17 protein-coding genes are annotated in these 17,026 nt (G+C 55.8%); 13 read left to right on the forward strand and 4 right to left on the reverse strand.

The window, feature by feature from the left end; genetic code table 11:
- Positions 1–285: 285 nt before the first annotated feature.
- The 7 genes from aroK (at position 286) to trpS (ending at position 6,374) form a co-directional block, all read left to right on the forward strand.
- Positions 286–807, forward strand: a complete 522-nt coding sequence (gene aroK / locus WFO64_RS13175) for a shikimate kinase AroK (protein ID WP_337012365.1) — start codon at positions 286–288, stop codon at positions 805–807.
- 38 nt (positions 808–845) lie between these two features.
- Positions 846–1,934 carry a 3-dehydroquinate synthase gene (gene aroB, locus WFO64_RS13180; protein ID WP_337012367.1) on the forward strand — a complete coding sequence of 363 codons (1,089 nt, stop codon included), beginning with the start codon at positions 846–848 and terminating at the stop codon, positions 1,932–1,934.
- 72 nt (positions 1,935–2,006) lie between these two features.
- On the forward strand, positions 2,007–3,035 hold the full coding sequence (locus tag WFO64_RS13185) for an SPOR domain-containing protein (protein WP_337012369.1): 1,029 nt from the start codon (positions 2,007–2,009) through the stop codon (positions 3,033–3,035).
- 93 nt (positions 3,036–3,128) lie between these two features.
- On the forward strand, positions 3,129–3,944 hold the full coding sequence (dam, locus tag WFO64_RS13190; protein WP_337012371.1) for an adenine-specific DNA-methyltransferase: 816 nt from the start codon (positions 3,129–3,131) through the stop codon (positions 3,942–3,944).
- 67 nt (positions 3,945–4,011) lie between these two features.
- The gene (gene rpe / locus WFO64_RS13195; RefSeq protein WP_337012373.1) at positions 4,012–4,695 is read left to right on the forward strand and encodes a ribulose-phosphate 3-epimerase; all 684 of its coding nucleotides are present in this window, start codon (positions 4,012–4,014) and stop codon (positions 4,693–4,695) included.
- The gene (locus WFO64_RS13200; RefSeq protein WP_337012375.1) at positions 4,679–5,356 is read left to right on the forward strand and encodes a phosphoglycolate phosphatase; all 678 of its coding nucleotides are present in this window, start codon (positions 4,679–4,681) and stop codon (positions 5,354–5,356) included. Before rpe ends, WFO64_RS13200 begins: the two co-directional genes overlap by 17 nt.
- Before the next feature lie 16 nt (positions 5,357–5,372).
- Entirely contained in the window at positions 5,373–6,374 is a 1,002-nt protein-coding gene (trpS, locus tag WFO64_RS13205) for a tryptophan--tRNA ligase (protein ID WP_337012377.1), read from the forward strand.
- 59 nt (positions 6,375–6,433) lie between these two features.
- Here the strand turns inward: trpS and cysG are convergent, their stop codons facing one another.
- The 3 genes from cysG to nirB are packed head-to-tail and all read right to left on the reverse strand — an operon-like array spanning position 6,434 to position 10,707.
- Positions 6,434–7,798, reverse strand: a complete 1,365-nt coding sequence (gene cysG / locus WFO64_RS13210) for a siroheme synthase CysG (RefSeq protein ID WP_337012379.1) — start codon at positions 7,796–7,798, stop codon at positions 6,434–6,436.
- Between the two features lie 9 nt (positions 7,799–7,807).
- Positions 7,808–8,170, reverse strand: a complete 363-nt coding sequence (nirD, locus tag WFO64_RS13215; protein ID WP_337012384.1) for a nitrite reductase small subunit NirD — start codon at positions 8,168–8,170, stop codon at positions 7,808–7,810.
- The gene (gene nirB, locus WFO64_RS13220) at positions 8,167–10,707 is read right to left on the reverse strand and encodes a nitrite reductase large subunit NirB (RefSeq protein WP_337012386.1); all 2,541 of its coding nucleotides are present in this window, start codon (positions 10,705–10,707) and stop codon (positions 8,167–8,169) included. The genes nirD and nirB overlap by 4 nt, the downstream gene beginning before the upstream one ends.
- 221 nt (positions 10,708–10,928) lie before the next feature.
- Between nirB and WFO64_RS13225 the strand changes: the two genes are divergently transcribed.
- Positions 10,929–12,206 carry a cytosine deaminase gene (locus WFO64_RS13225; protein WP_337012388.1) on the forward strand — a complete coding sequence of 426 codons (1,278 nt, stop codon included), beginning with the start codon at positions 10,929–10,931 and terminating at the stop codon, positions 12,204–12,206.
- A gap of 35 nt (positions 12,207–12,241) precedes the next feature.
- Here WFO64_RS13225 and tsgA read toward each other — a convergent pair whose 3' ends face one another.
- Complete coding sequence (gene tsgA / locus WFO64_RS13230; RefSeq protein WP_337012391.1) at positions 12,242–13,420, reverse strand: MFS transporter TsgA; 1,179 nt, start codon at positions 13,418–13,420, stop codon at positions 12,242–12,244.
- A 261-nt stretch (positions 13,421–13,681) separates the two neighbouring features.
- Between tsgA and ppiA the strand changes: the two genes are divergently transcribed.
- The 5 genes from ppiA (at position 13,682) to argD (ending at position 17,025) form a co-directional block, all read left to right on the forward strand.
- Positions 13,682–14,254 carry a peptidylprolyl isomerase A gene (ppiA, locus tag WFO64_RS13235; protein ID WP_003852970.1) on the forward strand — a complete coding sequence of 191 codons (573 nt, stop codon included), beginning with the start codon at positions 13,682–13,684 and terminating at the stop codon, positions 14,252–14,254.
- Positions 14,255–14,352: 98 nt separating this feature from the next.
- The gene (locus WFO64_RS13240) at positions 14,353–14,523 is read left to right on the forward strand and encodes a YhfG family protein (protein WP_314985323.1); all 171 of its coding nucleotides are present in this window, start codon (positions 14,353–14,355) and stop codon (positions 14,521–14,523) included.
- Entirely contained in the window at positions 14,513–15,106 is a 594-nt protein-coding gene (locus tag WFO64_RS13245) for a putative adenosine monophosphate-protein transferase Fic (RefSeq protein ID WP_337012396.1), read from the forward strand. The genes WFO64_RS13240 and WFO64_RS13245 overlap by 11 nt, the downstream gene beginning before the upstream one ends.
- A gap of 41 nt (positions 15,107–15,147) precedes the next feature.
- Positions 15,148–15,723 carry an aminodeoxychorismate/anthranilate synthase component II gene (locus WFO64_RS13250; protein WP_337012398.1) on the forward strand — a complete coding sequence of 192 codons (576 nt, stop codon included), beginning with the start codon at positions 15,148–15,150 and terminating at the stop codon, positions 15,721–15,723.
- A gap of 81 nt (positions 15,724–15,804) precedes the next feature.
- Positions 15,805–17,025 (forward strand): bifunctional acetylornithine/succinyldiaminopimelate transaminase, encoded by a 1,221-nt coding sequence (gene argD, locus WFO64_RS13255; RefSeq protein WP_337012400.1) that lies wholly within the window; start codon positions 15,805–15,807, stop codon positions 17,023–17,025.
- Position 17,026 lies beyond the last annotated feature (1 nt).

A 17,026-nucleotide genomic window follows, 5' to 3' on the forward strand; every position in this document is an offset into this window, starting at 1 on the left:
TACGGTGTAACCGTCTATGCTGGGTAAATCCTGGCAAACAGATCAGAAAACTCCTCTGTAAGCAGCGTTGTAAAGACGCAGCGCTGGCGCGTTACAGTTTCGCGAACACAGGCCAATTCAGAAATGGATGTGCTGAAGGCAATATAATCGGTTGCCAAACAGCCTTGAGTGTTGAGATAATTTTTCATCTGACTCTTGCTAACGCTCATGAGGTCTCAGTTCCTGTCCCGCCAGCAAACGCTGAACGCGGGGTATCATTAACGAATTCTTAGTAATACCGACAAAATGGCAGAGAAACGCAATATCTTTCTGGTTGGGCCGATGGGTGCCGGCAAAAGCACTATTGGCCGTCAGTTGGCTCAGCAACTCAACATGGAGTTCTTCGATTCCGATCAGGAAATTGAGCGACGCACCGGAGCGGATGTGGGCTGGGTTTTTGATGTCGAAGGCGAAGCTGGCTTTCGCGATCGCGAAGAAAAAATCATTAACGAACTGACCGAGAAGCAAGGCATCGTCCTGGCGACAGGCGGTGGTTCCGTCAAATCCCGGGAAACGCGTAATCGTCTCTCAGCCCGCGGTGTTGTGGTTTATCTTGAAACCACCATCGAGAAGCAACTGGCGCGCACTCAACGTGACAAAAAACGTCCGTTGCTGCAGGTGGATTCACCGCCGCGTGAAGTGCTCGAAGCGCTGGCTGGCGAACGTAACCCGCTCTACGAAGAGATCGCCGATGTAACCATTCGTACAGATGATCAGAGTGCGAAAGTGGTGGCGAATCAGATTATCCACTTGTTGGAAAAAAGTTGATCCAACGTTCGAAGGCTTTTTAACAGGTATCGAGCTTCATGGAGAAGATCACCGTCTCACTGGGGGAACGCAGTTACCCCATCACTATCGCCGCCGGACTGTTTAACGATCCGGCTTCTTTTTGGCCGCTGACCGCGGGCGAAAACGCCATGGTGGTGACAAACCAGACGCTGGCTCCGCTCTATCTTGACCAGCTAACGGCGCTGCTGACGTCGGCAGGTGTAACCGTGGATCAGGTGATCTTACCCGACGGTGAGCAATACAAAACGTTGGCCGTGATGGATCAGGTTTTTACCGCACTCCTGCAAAAGCCGCACGGTCGTGATACGACGCTTGTCGCCTTAGGCGGCGGCGTCATTGGCGATCTTACCGGTTTTGCTGCGGCCAGCTATCAGCGTGGTGTACGCTTTATCCAGGTACCGACCACCTTACTGTCGCAGGTTGATTCTTCGGTTGGCGGTAAAACGGCCGTTAATCATCCGCTGGGCAAAAACATGATCGGCGCGTTTTATCAACCCGCGTCGGTGGTGATCGATACCGCTTGTCTGCAGACGCTGCCCCCGCGCGAACTAGCCTCCGGCCTGGCTGAAGTGATCAAATACGGCATCATCCTCGACGGTGCGTTTTTCCAGTGGCTGGAGCAGCATCTTGATGCCCTGCTGGCGCTGGATGAACAGGCACTGGCGTACTGTATTCGTCGCTGCTGTGAACTGAAAGCCGAGGTCGTGGCTGCCGATGAGCGTGAAAACGGTCAGCGGGCATTGCTTAATCTGGGCCATACTTTTGGTCATGCGATCGAAGCACACATGGGCTATGGCAACTGGCTGCACGGTGAAGCGATTGCTGCAGGTATGGTGATGGCGGCACGCACGGCTGAACGTCTGGGGCAGTTCCAGGCGCAAGAGACGGAACGCATTATTGCTCTGTTACAGCGTGCCGGTTTACCGGTTCATGGGCCGCAGGCGATGAGTGCGGAGATGTATCTCCCGCATATGATGCGTGATAAGAAAGTTCTGGCGGGCAAACTGCGGCTGGTACTCCCGCTGTCGATTGGCCGCTCTGAAGTGCGTGGTGGCGTGGCACATGATATGGTGCTGGCTGCAGTTAACGATTGTCAGCAACCCTGAGATTAAGCAGTTGAGTGGTGACGCGACGCGCAGGGTGCGCAGTGCGGAATACCGCTTTACGGAGGAGGCAAAATGGATGAGTTTAAACCGGAAGATGAGTTAAAACCTGACGCCAGCGACCGCCGTCCCTCGCGCCCTCGTAAGTCGTCTACCGCAGCCAAAATACCGGTTTCGCGCCAGCGCATCATGATGGGCGTTGGGATTTTGGTTCTGCTGTTACTGGTGCTGGGTATTGGTTCAGCGCTGAATGGCCCGGATGAGAAAAAACCGGCAACTGCGGGCAACACACCGGCGGCGGGTGGGGGTTCCGGCAGCGAGAAAAATATCGACCTGGCCGGTTCCTCTTCCATGTCAGGTGCGCAAAACAGTCCGGGTACTGTCGAAAATAACGCGGCGACCAACGGTGATGCTGCGTCCAATCCGCAGCGTGATGTCTCGATGCCGCCTGTCTCCTCCACCCCAACTCAGGCTGCACCGGTTGACTCGCCTGCAAATCAGCAGCGTGTCACGCTGCCGGGCGATCTGAACAGCGCACTGAGTAATCAGCAGCAGCAGGTCGACAGTGCCGCTATGGGGACGCAAGGTGGCAGTTCACTGCCAACAGCGCCTGCTACTGTCAGCGGCAATGCGGGAACGTCTGCGAATCCTGTAACGGCACCTGCAAGCCGTCAGACGCCGAACAAATCAAACGCTCCTGCCCGTCCGGCGCACGATTCATCGCATAAAACTGCCTCGAAGCCTGCAACCCGTGACAGCAAAGCCCATACCACCCCAGCGCGTACGCCAGCCAGTTCTGCTCCGGCCGCCGCGGCAGGCAGCAGTACAGCCAGCAAATCACTGCCAGGCGGAAGCTACACCCTACAGCTGAGTGGGGCATCGAAGGCAGAAAGCCTGAATGCCTGGGCTAAGCAACAGAATCTGAGTGGGTATCACGTCTACAAAACCACCCGTAACGGTCAGTCGTGGTACGTGCTGGTGAGTGGCTCTTATGCCACACCGGCTGATGCCAAACGCGCGCTAGCTTCGCTGCCTGCGGAAGTGCGAGCCAAGAATCCGTGGGTTAAACCGGTAAGCCAGGTGAAGAAAGAAGCCAGCCAATAGCGGATGTGGGGCCAGTATCTGGCCCCGTTATAAGCGCAGATCTGCTGTCGGTCCAGCCACAGCCTCACATTAAGATGTAATAACCACGACAGCATGAAAAAAAATCGCGCTTTCCTGAAATGGGCTGGGGGAAAATTTCCCTTAGTAGAAGAGATCCATCGTCATCTGCCGCAAGGCGACTGCCTGGTGGAGCCATTTGTTGGTGCAGGTTCGGTGTTTCTGAACACTGAATTTGATCGCTACCATCTTGCTGATATCAACAGCGACCTGATTAATCTCTACAACATTGTAAAAACGCGCACCGCGGATTTCATTCGTGACGCGAAGCTGCTGTTTACGCCGGAAGGTAACAACGAAATCTGTTATTACCAGCGTCGCACCGAATTTAACACCAGCACCGACGCCTACCAGCGCGCGCTGCTTTTCCTCTATATGAATCGTCACTGTTACAACGGCCTCTGCCGCTATAACCTGCGTGGTGAGTTCAACGTGCCGTTTGGCCGTTATCGCAAACCCTACTTTCCAGAAGCAGAACTGTTATGGTTTGCCGAGCGCGCGCAAAAAGCGACGTTTGTCTGTGAATCGTACGATGTTACCCTGACTAATGCCGGTAAAGGTTCGGTCGTCTATTGCGATCCGCCTTATGCGCCACTTTCGGCAACGGCTAATTTCACGGCTTATCACACGAACAGCTTCAGCCTGCGTGAGCAGGAGAATCTGGCGGCACTAGCGGCACAGCTCGCTTCGTCAGAACACCGGATTCCGGTACTGATTTCTAACCACGACACTGCACTGACGCGTTTGTGGTATCAGGGTGCAGTGTTACATGTGGTCAAAGCCCGGCGTTCTATCAGCCGAAGCATAACGGGTCGCACTAAGGTCGACGAACTGCTGGCACTTTATCGCTAGTCTGTTTCGTCCGCGACCAACGCATTACGCCAGCCGCAGGGCTGGCGCACAACAGTGGGAGAATCGGATGAAACAATATTTGCTGGCCCCTTCAATCCTTTCTGCGGACTTTGCTCGCCTGGGCGAAGACACAGCCAAAGCGCTGGCGGCCGGAGGTGACGTGGTACACTTCGACGTGATGGATAACCACTACGTACCTAACCTGACCATGGGCCCGATGGTGCTGAAAGCGCTGCGGGACTATGGCATCACCGCCCCCATCGATGTGCATCTGATGGTGAAGCCGGTAGATGCGCTGATCCCTGAGTTTGCCAAAGCGGGTGCCACCTACATCACTTTTCATCCCGAAGCCAGCGAACACGTCGATCGCACCCTGCAGTTGATTAAAGAGCATGGCTGTAAAGCGGGTCTGGTATTTAACCCGGCGACTCCGCTGAGCTACCTCGATTACGTCATGGATAAGCTGGATATCATTCTGCTGATGTCAGTAAACCCCGGTTTTGGCGGTCAGTCATTTATTCCCGGCACACTGGATAAACTGCGTGAAGCGCGCAGACGTATCGATCAGAGCGGTTACAGCATTCGTCTTGAAGTGGATGGCGGCGTGAAGATCGACAATATCGGCCAGATTGCTGCCGCAGGTGCCGACATGTTTGTCGCCGGATCTGCGATCTTCGGTCATCCTGACTATAAAAAAGTGATCGACGATATGCGCAACGAACTGGAGAAGGCCAATGGCTCATTTCACTGATATTCGTGCGCTGGCATTTGATCTTGATGGCACGCTGGTTGATAGCGCGCCAGGCCTGGCCGATGCGATCGACCGCACGTTGAACGACCTCCGTCTGCCGCAGGCGGGCCTTGAGCATGTCTCAACCTGGATTGGCAACGGCGCCGATATCATGATGGCCCGTGCGCTGACCTTCGCGCTGGGCCGCGAGCCGCAGCCGGAAGAACAGCGTGAAGCGCGGGCACTGTTTGACCGGCATTACGCCGATACCGTGGATGCGGGCAGTACACTCTTCCCCCAGGTGAAGCAGACGCTGGCCGCATTAAAGGCTTCCGGGCTGCCGATGGCGATAGTCACCAACAAGCCGACGCCGTTTGTGGCACCGCTGCTGGAATCGCTTAGTATTGCCGATGCGTTTTCGCTGATTATTGGTGGCGACGATGTGCCGGTCAAAAAACCGCATCCTGCGGCGATCTTTATGGTGCTGGGTACCTTTGGTCTGTTGCCAAATCAGTTGTTGTTTGTCGGCGACTCACGCAATGATATCCAGGCGGCGCAGGCGGCAGGCATCCCTAATGTCGGCATGACCTTTGGCTATAACTATGGCGAGCCGATTGCTACCAGCCAGCCCGATTTAACCCTTGACTCTTTCGACGAACTTTTGCCCGCTCTGGGGCTGTAAATATCAGGACTTAAGTATGAAACCCATCGTTTTCAGCGGCGCACAGCCGTCCGGCGAACTGACCATTGGTAACTATATGGGAGCGCTGCGTCAGTGGGTGCAGATGCAGGATGATTTTCATTGCATTTACTGCATTGTTGACCTGCACGCTATCACCGTGCGTCAGGATCCTGTTGCACTGCGTAAAGCGACGCTGGACACGCTGGCGCTCTATCTGGCCTGCGGTATCGACCCGCAAAAAAGCACTATTTTTGTTCAGTCGCATGTGCCAGAGCATACGCAACTGAGCTGGATCCTGAACTGCTACGCCTACTTCGGTGAACTGAGCCGCATGACGCAGTTCAAGGATAAATCAGCGCGTTACGAAGAGAACATTAACGCGGGTCTGTTTGACTATCCGGTGCTGATGGCGGCTGACATCCTGCTCTATCAGACCCATCAGGTGCCGGTCGGTGAAGACCAGAAGCAGCATCTGGAGCTGAGCCGCGATATCGCGCATCGTTTCAATGCGCTCTATGGCGATATCTTTAAGGTGCCAGAACCGTTCATTCCGAAGTCTGGCGCGCGCGTGATGTCGCTGCTGGAACCGACGAAGAAAATGTCCAAATCTGACGATAACCGCAATAACGTCATCGGCCTGCTGGAAGATCCGAAAGCGGTTGTGAAGAAGATTAAACGCGCCGTTACTGATTCTGAAGAGCCGCCAGTAGTGCGTTACGACGTTAAAGAGAAAGCGGGCGTCTCTAACCTGCTGGATATTCTGTCGGGCGTGACCGGTAAAACCATCGTCGAGCTGGAGCAGGAGTTCGAAGGCAAGATGTATGGCCACCTGAAAGGCGCGGTAGCGGATGCCGTGTCGGGTATGCTCTCTGAGGTGCAGGAGCGTTATCACCGTTTCCGCAACGATGAAGCGTTGCTGGAGCAGGTAATGCGTGATGGCGCAGCAAAAGCACGCGCACAGGCGCAGGAAACGCTGAAGAAGGTCTATCAGGCGGTGGGCTTTGTGGCGATGCCATAATGGCTGAGCAGACAAACAGGACGGCGGGCATCGTGCCCGCCGTTTTTTATTTGCCGGTTTCAGAACCAGCGCAGACTGTCGCGCAGACTCACCACGCTACCGATGATCATCAGGCTGGGGCTGGTTACCTGATTGGCTAACGCTTCCAGCTCGCTCAGTGTCCCGGTGACTACGCGCTGACGCGTACTGGTGCCGTTTTCCACCAGCGCCACCGGCATATCGCTGTGCATACCGTGCTTTATCAACTGCTGCTGAATCTCTCCGGCCTGCGCCAGCCCCATATAAAAGACCAGCGTCTGTTGCTCCGCCGCCAGCGTCTGCCAGGCGAGCGAGCGCTCTTTCTGCAGATGCCCGGTAACCAGTCTGACGCTCTGCGCATGATCGCGGTGGGTCAGTGGAATGCCGCTGTAGGCTGCACAGCCCGACGCAGCGGTGATCCCAGGCACCACACTGAAGGGAATCCGCAACGGCGCCAGTGCCTCCAGCTCTTCACCACCGCGACCAAAGATAAAGGGATCGCCGCCTTTCAGCCGGACCACCCGTTTACCCTGCTGCGCCTGCCGGATTAGCAACTGGTTAATCTCATCCTGCGGCACACAGTGATGGCCGGCGCGTTTACCGACAAAGATGCGCTCGGCATCGCGGCGGACCAGATTCAGGATCTCGTCGGAGACCAGGCGGTCATAGACGATGACGTCTGCCTGCTGGATTAGCTGTAAGCCTTTCAGGGTCAGCAGTCCTGCATCACCCGGACCGGCACCGACCAGCGCCACTTCACCCTGTTGGGGAAGGCTAGCGTTAAAAAGGTGGTCGGTAATCTGCCCCGCCCGTTCACTGTCACCGTTGGCCAGCGAATGGGCCAGCCGCTCGCTGTTAAAAAAGCGCTCCCAAAAGTGGCGGCGGGCATTGATAGAGCCGAACTGTTTTTTCACGCGCGGACGCAGGGTACCAGCCAGCAGCGCCAGTTGGCCCAGATATTGTGGCAGTATCGCCTCCAGCTTTTCCCGCAACAGACGAGCCAGCACCGGCGCGCGTCCGCCGGAAGAGACGGCGACCATCAGTGGCGAACGGTCGACTATCGACGGCATAATGGCGCTGGCCTGCTGCGGTGCATCCACCAGATTGCAGAAGATCTGCTGACTTTCCGCTGCCTCAGCCACCTGCTGATTGACCACCTCATCGCTGGTCGCGGCCACCACCAGCCAGCAGCCAGTCAGCCAGTGTGGGTCAAACGCCCCTGGCAGTAACGTGACGGCTTTCTGCTGCGCCCATTGCCGGAAGGCGGGGGAGAAATCAAGGGCACCGACCCGCAGATCGGCTCCGGCCTCCAGCAGCAGGCGGGCTTTTCGCTCAGCCACGTCACCCGCGCCGACCAGCAGACAGCGTCGGCCCTGCAGGCGGCAGAAAAGGGGGAAGTAGTCCATCAGAGGTCCTTAAAAAAAACCGCTAAGGTGGGCTGTTGATGGGAGTGACAGGCAGACTTCGACCTGTCCGGCATTGATCCGCACCGGCCAGGCCACCACAGAGCGCGTTTCATCCTCCATGCAGTAGCCATCGCTGAGGCGAAAGCGCTGCTTTTTCAGTGGGCTGGCAACCCAGAGCGCATCCTGATGTTCAGCGATAATGCCGCGTGAAAGTACGCTGGCATCTGCAAACGGGTCGATATTGCTGATGGCAAAGAGCTGCTCGTCATTGCGTGGGCGGAAGATAGCAATCTGCTGGCCTTTGACCAGCGCGCATACGCCAGTCGCGGGCATGATCTGCGTCAGCGGGCACACCGGATACCACTGGCTCATGAGTCGGTCTCCTCAATCGGGGTCACGGCAATACGTTCATCGGCGCGTGCCGGGCGATGCTGGTCGCGCTCCGCGACGCGTTGCACACCAGGATCGCGCTGTGGCGAGTTGATGAAGTGGGCGAAGTGCGTCAGCTGTGCCTTATCTTCCAGCGTCACTTTCCATTCACATCTGACGCTGGCGCGCAGCGCTGCCAGCTGCTGTTCCATCTGGCTGTTGAGGCCGAGTTTGTCATCCACGATGACTTTACGCAGATAGTCGATGCCGCCTTCCAGACTTTCCAGCCACAATGAGGTGCGCTGCAGGCGATCGGCGGTGCGGATATAGAACATCATGAAGCGGTCAAGGTAGGTGACCAGTGTTTGCTGATCGAGATCGGCCACCAGCAGATCGCCATGACGCGGCTTCATGCCCCCGTTACCGCAGACGTAGAGATTCCACCCTTTTTCCGTAGCGATAATGCCGACATCTTTGCTGTGCGCCTCAGCACATTCGCGGGTGCAGCCAGAGACGCCAAATTTCATCTTGTGTGGCGTACGGATACCTTTGTAGCGGTTCTCAAGCAGCACGCCGAAGCCGAGGCTGTCGCCCACGCCGTAACGGCACCAGGCACTGCCGACGCAGGTTTTCGCCATACGCAGCGATTTGGCATAGGCCTGACCGGTTTCAAATCCGGCATCGATCAGCTGTGACCAGATAGCGGGCAGATCGTCTTTCTGCGCGCCAAACAGACCGATGCGCTGGGAGCCGGTAATTTTAGTGTAAAGCTGGTAGCGTTCGGCGATCTCGCCAATCACTTTCAATCCCTGTGGGGTGATTTCACCCCCGGGCGAGCGCGGGATCACCGAATAGGTGCCATCTTTCTGGATGTTACCCAGATAGAGGTCGTTGCTGTCTTGTAATGGCGTGTGCTGTGGCTTGAGCACATACTCATTCCAGCAGGAGGCGAGCAGTGAGCCAACCGTGGGTTTGCACACTTCACAGCCGTAACCCTGCCCATAGCGGGCCAGCAGTTCATCAAAGGTTTTGATCTCCTCCACCTGAATCAGGTGATAAAGCTCCTGACGAGACCAGGCGAAATGGGCGCAAAGATGGTTATTGACTTCGATACCCTGACGACCGAGTTCACTATTGAGGACCTGGGTGATCAGGGGAATACAGCCACCGCAGCCGGTGCCTGCACGGGTGCTGCTTTTTAGTGCTGCCAGGGTATGACAGCCACCCTGAACCGCCTTAATGATGTCGCCTTTGCTGACGTCGAAGCAGGAGCATATTTGCGCGCTATCAGGCAGAGAATCGACGCCGATGGCCGGGTTATCCCCGCTGCCTGCAGGCAGAATCAGCGCTTCCGGATTAGCAGGCAGCGGAATGGCATTTAGCACCCGCTGCAGCAGGTTGCCATAGTCGCTGGTGTCGCCCACCAGCACGGCACCCAATAGGGTTTTCTGATCTTCACTGATAATCAGGCGTTTGTAGATCGATTTGCGCTCATCCAGCCAGACCACGCTGCGTGCGCCTGGCGTGGTGCCTCGCGCATCGCCAATGCCGCCGACATCGACACCCAGCAGCTTCAATTTGGCGCTCATGTCCGCGCCGGTAAACGCGTTGTCGCGACCCAGCAGATGGTCGCTGGCCACCTGGGCCATTTTATAACCCGGCGCCACCAGGCCATAGACGCGATTCCGCCAGGCGGCACATTCACCGATGGCGTAGATAGTGGGATCGCTGGTCCGGCACTGGTCATCAATGGCGAGGCCGCCGCGCGGGCCCAGGGTTAATCCACACTGCTTTGCCAGTTTGTCCTGCGGGCGAATGCCGGTGGAGAAGACGATGAAATCGACCTCCAGCGCGCTGCCATCGGCAAACTGCAGGGTTTTACCGCCGTGCTCATGATGCACAATCTGTTGGGTATTTTTGCCGGTGTGTACCCGTCCCCCCATCTGCTCAATCTTACGGCGCAGCTGCTCGCCGCCTTGCTGATCTAACTGCTCCGCCATTAGCACTGGCGCAAACTCAATGACGTGGGTTTCGACGCCGAGGTTTTTCAGGGCCCCGGCCGCTTCCAGCCCCAGCAGGCCGCCGCCAATTACCGCACCGCGTTTGCTGCGGCGCGAGCAGGCTTCGATGGCGTTGAGATCTTCAATGGTGCGATAGACAAAGCAGTCGCTGCCTTCAGCTCCTTTGATCGGCGGAACCCACGGATAGGAACCGGTAGCAAAAATCAGCGTGTCATAATGAACTGTACGACCGGTACTGGAGTGAATCACTTTCTCATCACGGTTAATGGTGATGGCACGTTCGCCCAGCAGCACATTGACCTGATGTTTGTCGTAGTAGCCTTCACGAACCAGCGATAGCTCTTCAGCAGTGTGATGTGAGAAGTAAGCAGACAGGTGGACACGATCGTAGGCGACGCGGGGTTCTTCACAAAAGACGGTCAGCGAGAACATGTTGGGTTCCGCTTTATCAAGTAATTCTTCTATGAAGCGGTGGCCGACCATGCCGTTACCGATAACGACGACATTGTGCTTGCTCATTTTGGCCTCAAATTTGTGAAATCTGCGGCTACAATAGCGCGCCCTTTCGGGCACTTATTGATATGCATCAACCACAACGCCATATACCCATTAAGGGTTACTCCATTGATTTTAATTGATTTTATCCGGCGAGACTAACCTGCTGAATGTACAGCATTGCTGCAGGAGGTATGAATCGTGCTAGTTTTAACCACAAAGGTTAATCGGATAAGGAGTCGGCCATGCTGTCACCCAGCAGGATCAATAACGTGCGCTTACCCTGGCGGGAAGGATTGTGGCAAATCGAAATCGCTGACGGAAAAATTGCCCGAATTTCAGCCCAGCCGCAGCACTCTTCACCGGCGGATCACTCGCTGGACGGCGAAGGCGGCTTAGCCTGCGCGCCTTTTGTTGAGCCACATATTCATCTGGATACCACCCAGACGGCGGGCGAACCGGCGTGGAACCAGTCCGGCACGCTGTTTGAAGGGATCGAGCGCTGGGCAGAGCGCAAGGCGCTGCTCAGCCACGAAGATGTTAAACAGCGGGCGTTGCAGACGCTGAAGTGGCAGATCGCCAACGGTATTCAGTTTGTTCGCACCCATATTGACGTGTCAGACCCGTCACTGACGGCTCTAAAAGCGATGCTGGAACTGAAGGCGGAGATGGCGCCGTGGATCACTATTCAGATTGTGGCGTTTCCTCAGGAGGGGATTCTCTCTTATCCCAACGGCGAAGCGTTGCTGGAGGAGGCCTTGCGGCTGGGCGCGGATGTGGTCGGCGCCATTCCGCACTACGAATTCACCCGCGAGTATGGCGTCGAGTCGCTGCATAAAACCTTTGCGCTGGCTAACCGCTACGACCGGCTGATTGATGTTCACTGCGATGAGATCGATGATGAACAGTCGCGCTTTGTGGAAACCGTGGCGGCACTGGCGCATCGCGATGGCAACGGTGCGCGTGTTACGGCCAGCCATACCACCGCAATGCACTCTTACAATGGCGCGTATACCTCACGGTTGTTCCGGCTGCTTAAGTTGTCGGGCATTAATTTTGTCGCAAATCCACTGGTCAATATTCATCTTCAGGGCCGCTTCGACACCTACCCTAAGCGGCGAGGGATTACGCGGGTGAAAGAGATGCTGGAGGCGGAGATTAACGTCTGCTTCGGCCACGACGATGTGTTTGATCCCTGGTATCCGCTGGGCACCGCCAGTATGCTGCAGGTGCTGCATATGGGATTACATGCCTGTCAGCTGATGGGCTACGAGCAGATTGATGCGGGTCTGGATCTGATTACGCATAACAGCGCGAAGACGCTGCAGCTTTCAGGCTATGGTATTCAGAGCGGCAAAGATGCCAGTCTGATTATTCTGCCGGCCGAGAGTGGTTTTGATGCGGTAAGAAGACAAGTTCCGGTGCGCTATTCGCTACGTCGCGGTGTGGTGGTGGCAGAGACGAAGCCCGCAGAAAGCGAGATTTACTGGCGGGAGCGGGAGCGCATAGACTTCCGGCGTTAAACAGCAGGGCGGCGATCAATCGCCGCCCTGAATGATTAATGCGTGACGTGACCGTGGGTACGATGACGGCTGACAAAGCCGAGCAGGGCACACATCACAAACACCACGGCGTAGAGCGCGTTAGCCGTCGCCAGTGCAGTATGCACACCACTTTTCTCAACGATAGGCGCTGTGACCACAAAGGTCAGCATGGTGCCGACGGTGCCGCAGGTCAGAATGAAGTTCACCAGCTTCGGTGACGCCACTTTGGTCTGCAGTGACCCCAGGGTGATGATGGTGGTGTAGATGGCGCTGGAGCTGAAGCCAAGAATCATAATGATCCATTTCAGCATGCTGGCATCGCTGCTACTGACGAACCAGTACATCAGTACCGTAGCCAGACCCGCCAGCACCATCAGAATACGTTGCAGATCGAAGAAACGGAGCAGGAAGCTGAAGGCCCACATGCCGACCATATAAGCTGTCCAGAAACTGCCTACCAGTTGTCCGGCGTCATTAATATTCATGCCCATGACTTTAGTGGCATATTCCGGCACCCAGGAGATAAAGCCAAGCTGGCCCAGAATGTAGCAGAGTGCCGCCACTGCCAGCAGCAGCACGCCCATGCCCCATTTTTCTTTCTCAACCGTTGGGCTGTTTTCGGGCTTACGGAGCACCGGGAACTCAACAAACAGCGTCATGATGAAGATTGCGACGTAGATAAAGCCAATGCAGACATAGACCCAGTACCACGGCAGCTGACGCGCCAGCAGGATCCCTGCCAGCACCGGAAATAGCGTGCCCGCCATGCTGAAGAAAGAGTCAGTAAACAGCAGGCGTGAACCGCGCTGGCGCCCTTCATACATGTGGGTAATCAGGAAGGTGCCGATCGACATGGTAATGCCGCTGACCACGCCCAGCACAAACATACACAGCGAGAAAACGGTCAGATCGCGGCTGGTCATCAACCCGATTATCGCCAGAACCATCAGGATAAAACCGAAAATCAGCTGCCGCTTCAGTGGCACAATCACCATCAGCCAGGCGTTCAGGAAAACCGCAGCCAGGATGCCGCTGTTGAGGAAGGTGAAGGTATTACTCATGCTGGAGATGGGAATCTGAAAATCTTTTGCGATATCGCCCATTACCATGCCGGTAACGATAACCAGTGCGCCGGTCAGCGCATAGGAGAAGAAGCTTATCCAGGTGAGGCCAATACGATTACGGTTTGTCATGTTCTGAGCCTGTTGAGAACCGGGTGCCTAAAAGTGTCAGAAAGTGTAAACGGAACTGTGATCTTAATAAACTAGCAGTGAAACTACAGCTCCATATTTCATGTGTTGTGTGATTTTAATCACGAAATTGCCGGAGTTTAACGTTTGCTCACCCCTTTTGCCGCAACAGCGTAAATATAGGTAAAACGCTGGCTCCGGGAATCGAGTCTCTCTACAATCAATCACGTTTTTGTGCCCGCTCTCCCAGGTAAGGAATCTTTCATGTTTAAACGTACTTTAACAGCGGCCATCACCCTGTTAGCGCTCTCTTCCGTTTCCGCCCAGGCGCTGGCCGCAAAAGGTGACACTCACGTTTTGCTCACCACTTCCGCCGGTAATATCGAACTCGAACTGAATAACCAAAAAGCGCCGGTTTCCGTGAAAAACTTCGTTGATTACGTCAATAACGGTTTTTATAACAACACCATTTTTCACCGCGTGATCCCTGGTTTTATGGTGCAGGGGGGTGGCTTCACCACGGACATGCAGCAGAAGCAGACCAACGCGCCGATCAAGAATGAAGCGGATAATGGCCTGCGTAACCTGCGCGGCACCATTTCCATGGCGCGTACCGCCGATAAAGACAGTGCGACCAGCCAGTTCTTCCTCAATGTCGCGGATAATGCATTCCTCGACCACGGACAGCGCGATTTTGGCTATGCCGTCTTTGGTAAGATTGTGAAAGGTCAGGATGTGGTTGAAAAAATTTCTCAGGTACCGACCAAAGATGTGGGTCCGTACCAGAATGTTCCGTCCAAACCGGTAGTTATCCTCTCCGCCAAAGTCCTGCCTTAAGCCCTTCCGTCGCCATCTGCGGATGGCGACCGTCTGCCGCGTCCGGCAAAGCCCGAATTTACTCTTATACTTAGGGCAAAACCTGAGCAGGAGGCGGCATGGCGAACAAACTCACTGAAAAGCAAAAGGTCACTCTGTGGCAACAGCGGCGTAGCGCCAGCTATCAGGCCAGCTGTCGGCTGGAAGGCTTCTCGCCGAATGAAACCAGCGTAAACAGCGATGATGCGGCCGCACGTCTGGCGTCACTGAGGAGGCAATATGGACTCTGATACTGCTGTCAGCCAGGACCCCTACCTGTGGCAGCACGACAGGGTGCTGAAAAACCTGCCCGATATTCATGATGCCGCACAGCTGCGTAAGGCTGAGCTGAGCTTCAGTGCGGCACGCGTCGCCATGCTGGAGCTTGGCCCCTGTAATCCTGGTTTGCCCTACCTGCGCCAGATCCACCGCACGCTGTTTCAGGACGTTTACAGCTGGGCCGGTGAACTGCGCACTATCGATATCTGGCGTGGTGAGACACCGCTCTGTCATTTCGAATATATCGAAAAGGAAGGCAATGTCCTGATGGCCGCGCTGGAAGAGGAGAAGCGGCTGGCTGACCTGCCGCTTGAGGCGTTTATTGAGCGCATCGCCCATTACTACTGCGAAATCAATATGCTGCATCCTTTCCGCCACGGGAACGGTCGGGTACAGCGGATTTTCTTTGAACAGCTGGCGCTGCATGCCGGTTATCTGCTGGCGTGGGAAGAGACTGACGCTGAAAGCTGGAAAGCGGCTAATCAGGCCGCTGTGGCCGGAAACCTGGCTCCGCTGGAGCAGGTATTTGCGAAAGTGGTGAGCGAGGCGGCTTAACCGCGTAGAATAGCGGCGCGAGTTATCATTCTGGACAGGTCATGCTGCTGCTTATCGACAATTACGACTCCTTTACCTGGAATCTTTATCAATATTTCTGCGAGCTGGGTGCACAGGTTCAGGTGGTGCGTAATGATGCCATCACCCTGGAGCAGATGGCGGCCTTACCGCTGACCCATCTGGTGATTTCCCCTGGCCCCTGCACGCCTTCAGAGTCGGGTATCTCGCCGGCGGCGATCCGGCATTTTGCCGGTAAATTGCCGGTGCTGGGCGTCTGCCTGGGACATCAGGCGATTGCCCAGGCGTATGGCGCGCGGATCGTGCGCGCACGTCAGGTGATGCACGGCAAAACCTCCGCGATTCAGCACACCGGCCAGGGCGTGTTTCGCAATCTGAATAATCCCCTTACCGTAACCCGCTACCACTCGCTGATAGTGCAGCGTGATTCCCTGCCCGACGTATTCGAGGTGACTGCCTGGACGATGCGTGACGGCGAGCCTGACGAAATTATGGGATTCCGCCATAAAACCCTGGCGCTGGAAGGTGTACAGTTCCATCCCGAAAGCATTCTCAGCGAGCAGGGACATCAGTTGCTGCGCAATTTCCTTGCGCAATAAGTTGCCTTTAAGTGATTTTTTATGCATATTTTGTGCTTATTATTTCAGGTTTGCACAACTATCATTTAAATGGGGTCATCAATGGCAGCGGAAAAAATTGCGGTCACGCGGGAGACGTTCGATAACGTTATTTTGCCTGTTTATGCACCTGCGCAGTTCGTGCCGGTAAAAGGCAAGGGCAGTCGTGTATGGGATCAGCAGGGCAAAGAGTATATCGATTTCTCGGGTGGTATTGCCGTTACTGCACTTGGACACTGCCATCCTGCGCTGGTGGCGACGCTGAAAAGCCAGGGCGAGACACTGTGGCATACCAGCAATGTCTTTACCAACGAACCGGCCCTGCGTCTCGCCAGTAAGTTAATTCAGGCAACCTTTGCTGAACGAGTCTTCTTCGCGAACTCGGGTGCCGAAGCCAACGAAGCTGCTTTTAAGCTGGCACGCTACTACGCCTGCAAACGTTACAGCCCATTCAAAAGTAAGATTATCGCCTTTCATAACGCCTTTCATGGCCGAACGCTGTTTACCGTCACGGTTGGCGGACAGCCAAAATATTCTGACGGATTCGGTCCTAAACCAGCGGATATTGTCCACGTGCCGTTCAATGACCTGGACGCAGTGAAAGCGGTGATTGACGATCACACCTGCGCCATCGTGGTTGAGCCGATTCAGGGTGAGGGCGGCGTGGTACCCGCGACCCAGGAATTTATGCAGGGACTGCGTGAGCTGTGCGATCAGCATCAGGCGCTGCTGGTGCTGGATGAAGTACAGAGCGGCATGGGACGCAGCGGTAAGCTGTTCGCCTATGAGTATTATGGCGTCCAGCCCGATATTCTGACCTCTGCCAAGGCGCTGGGCGGCGGTTTTCCAGTCAGCGCCATGCTGACCACGAACGAGATCGCCTCGACTATGGCGCCGGGCGTGCATGGCACCACCTATGGCGGCAATCCACTCGCCTGTGCTATTGCCGAAACTGCGCTCGATATCATCAATACCCCGGAGGTACTGGCGGGCGTGGAAAGGCGTCGTCAGTACTTTGTCACGGCGCTGCAGGCCATCGACGCGAAGTATGATCTCTTCAGCGACATTCGCGGCAAGGGTCTGCTGATTGGCGCGGCACTGAAACCCCAGCATGCCGGTAAGGCGCGCGACATCCTGAATGCCGCCGCCGCTGAAGGTGTCATGGTGCTGGTCGCCGGAACCGACGTGATGCGTTTTGCCCCATCACTGATCATTGAGCCTGCCGACATCGAAGAGGGCATGAGCCGCTTCGCCACGGCCATCAGCAACGTACTCAACGGCTGAT

Origin of the sequence: Pantoea sp. AS142 (assembly GCF_037152305.1) — a bacterium.
Classification (GTDB): domain Bacteria; phylum Pseudomonadota; class Gammaproteobacteria; order Enterobacterales; family Enterobacteriaceae; genus Pantoea.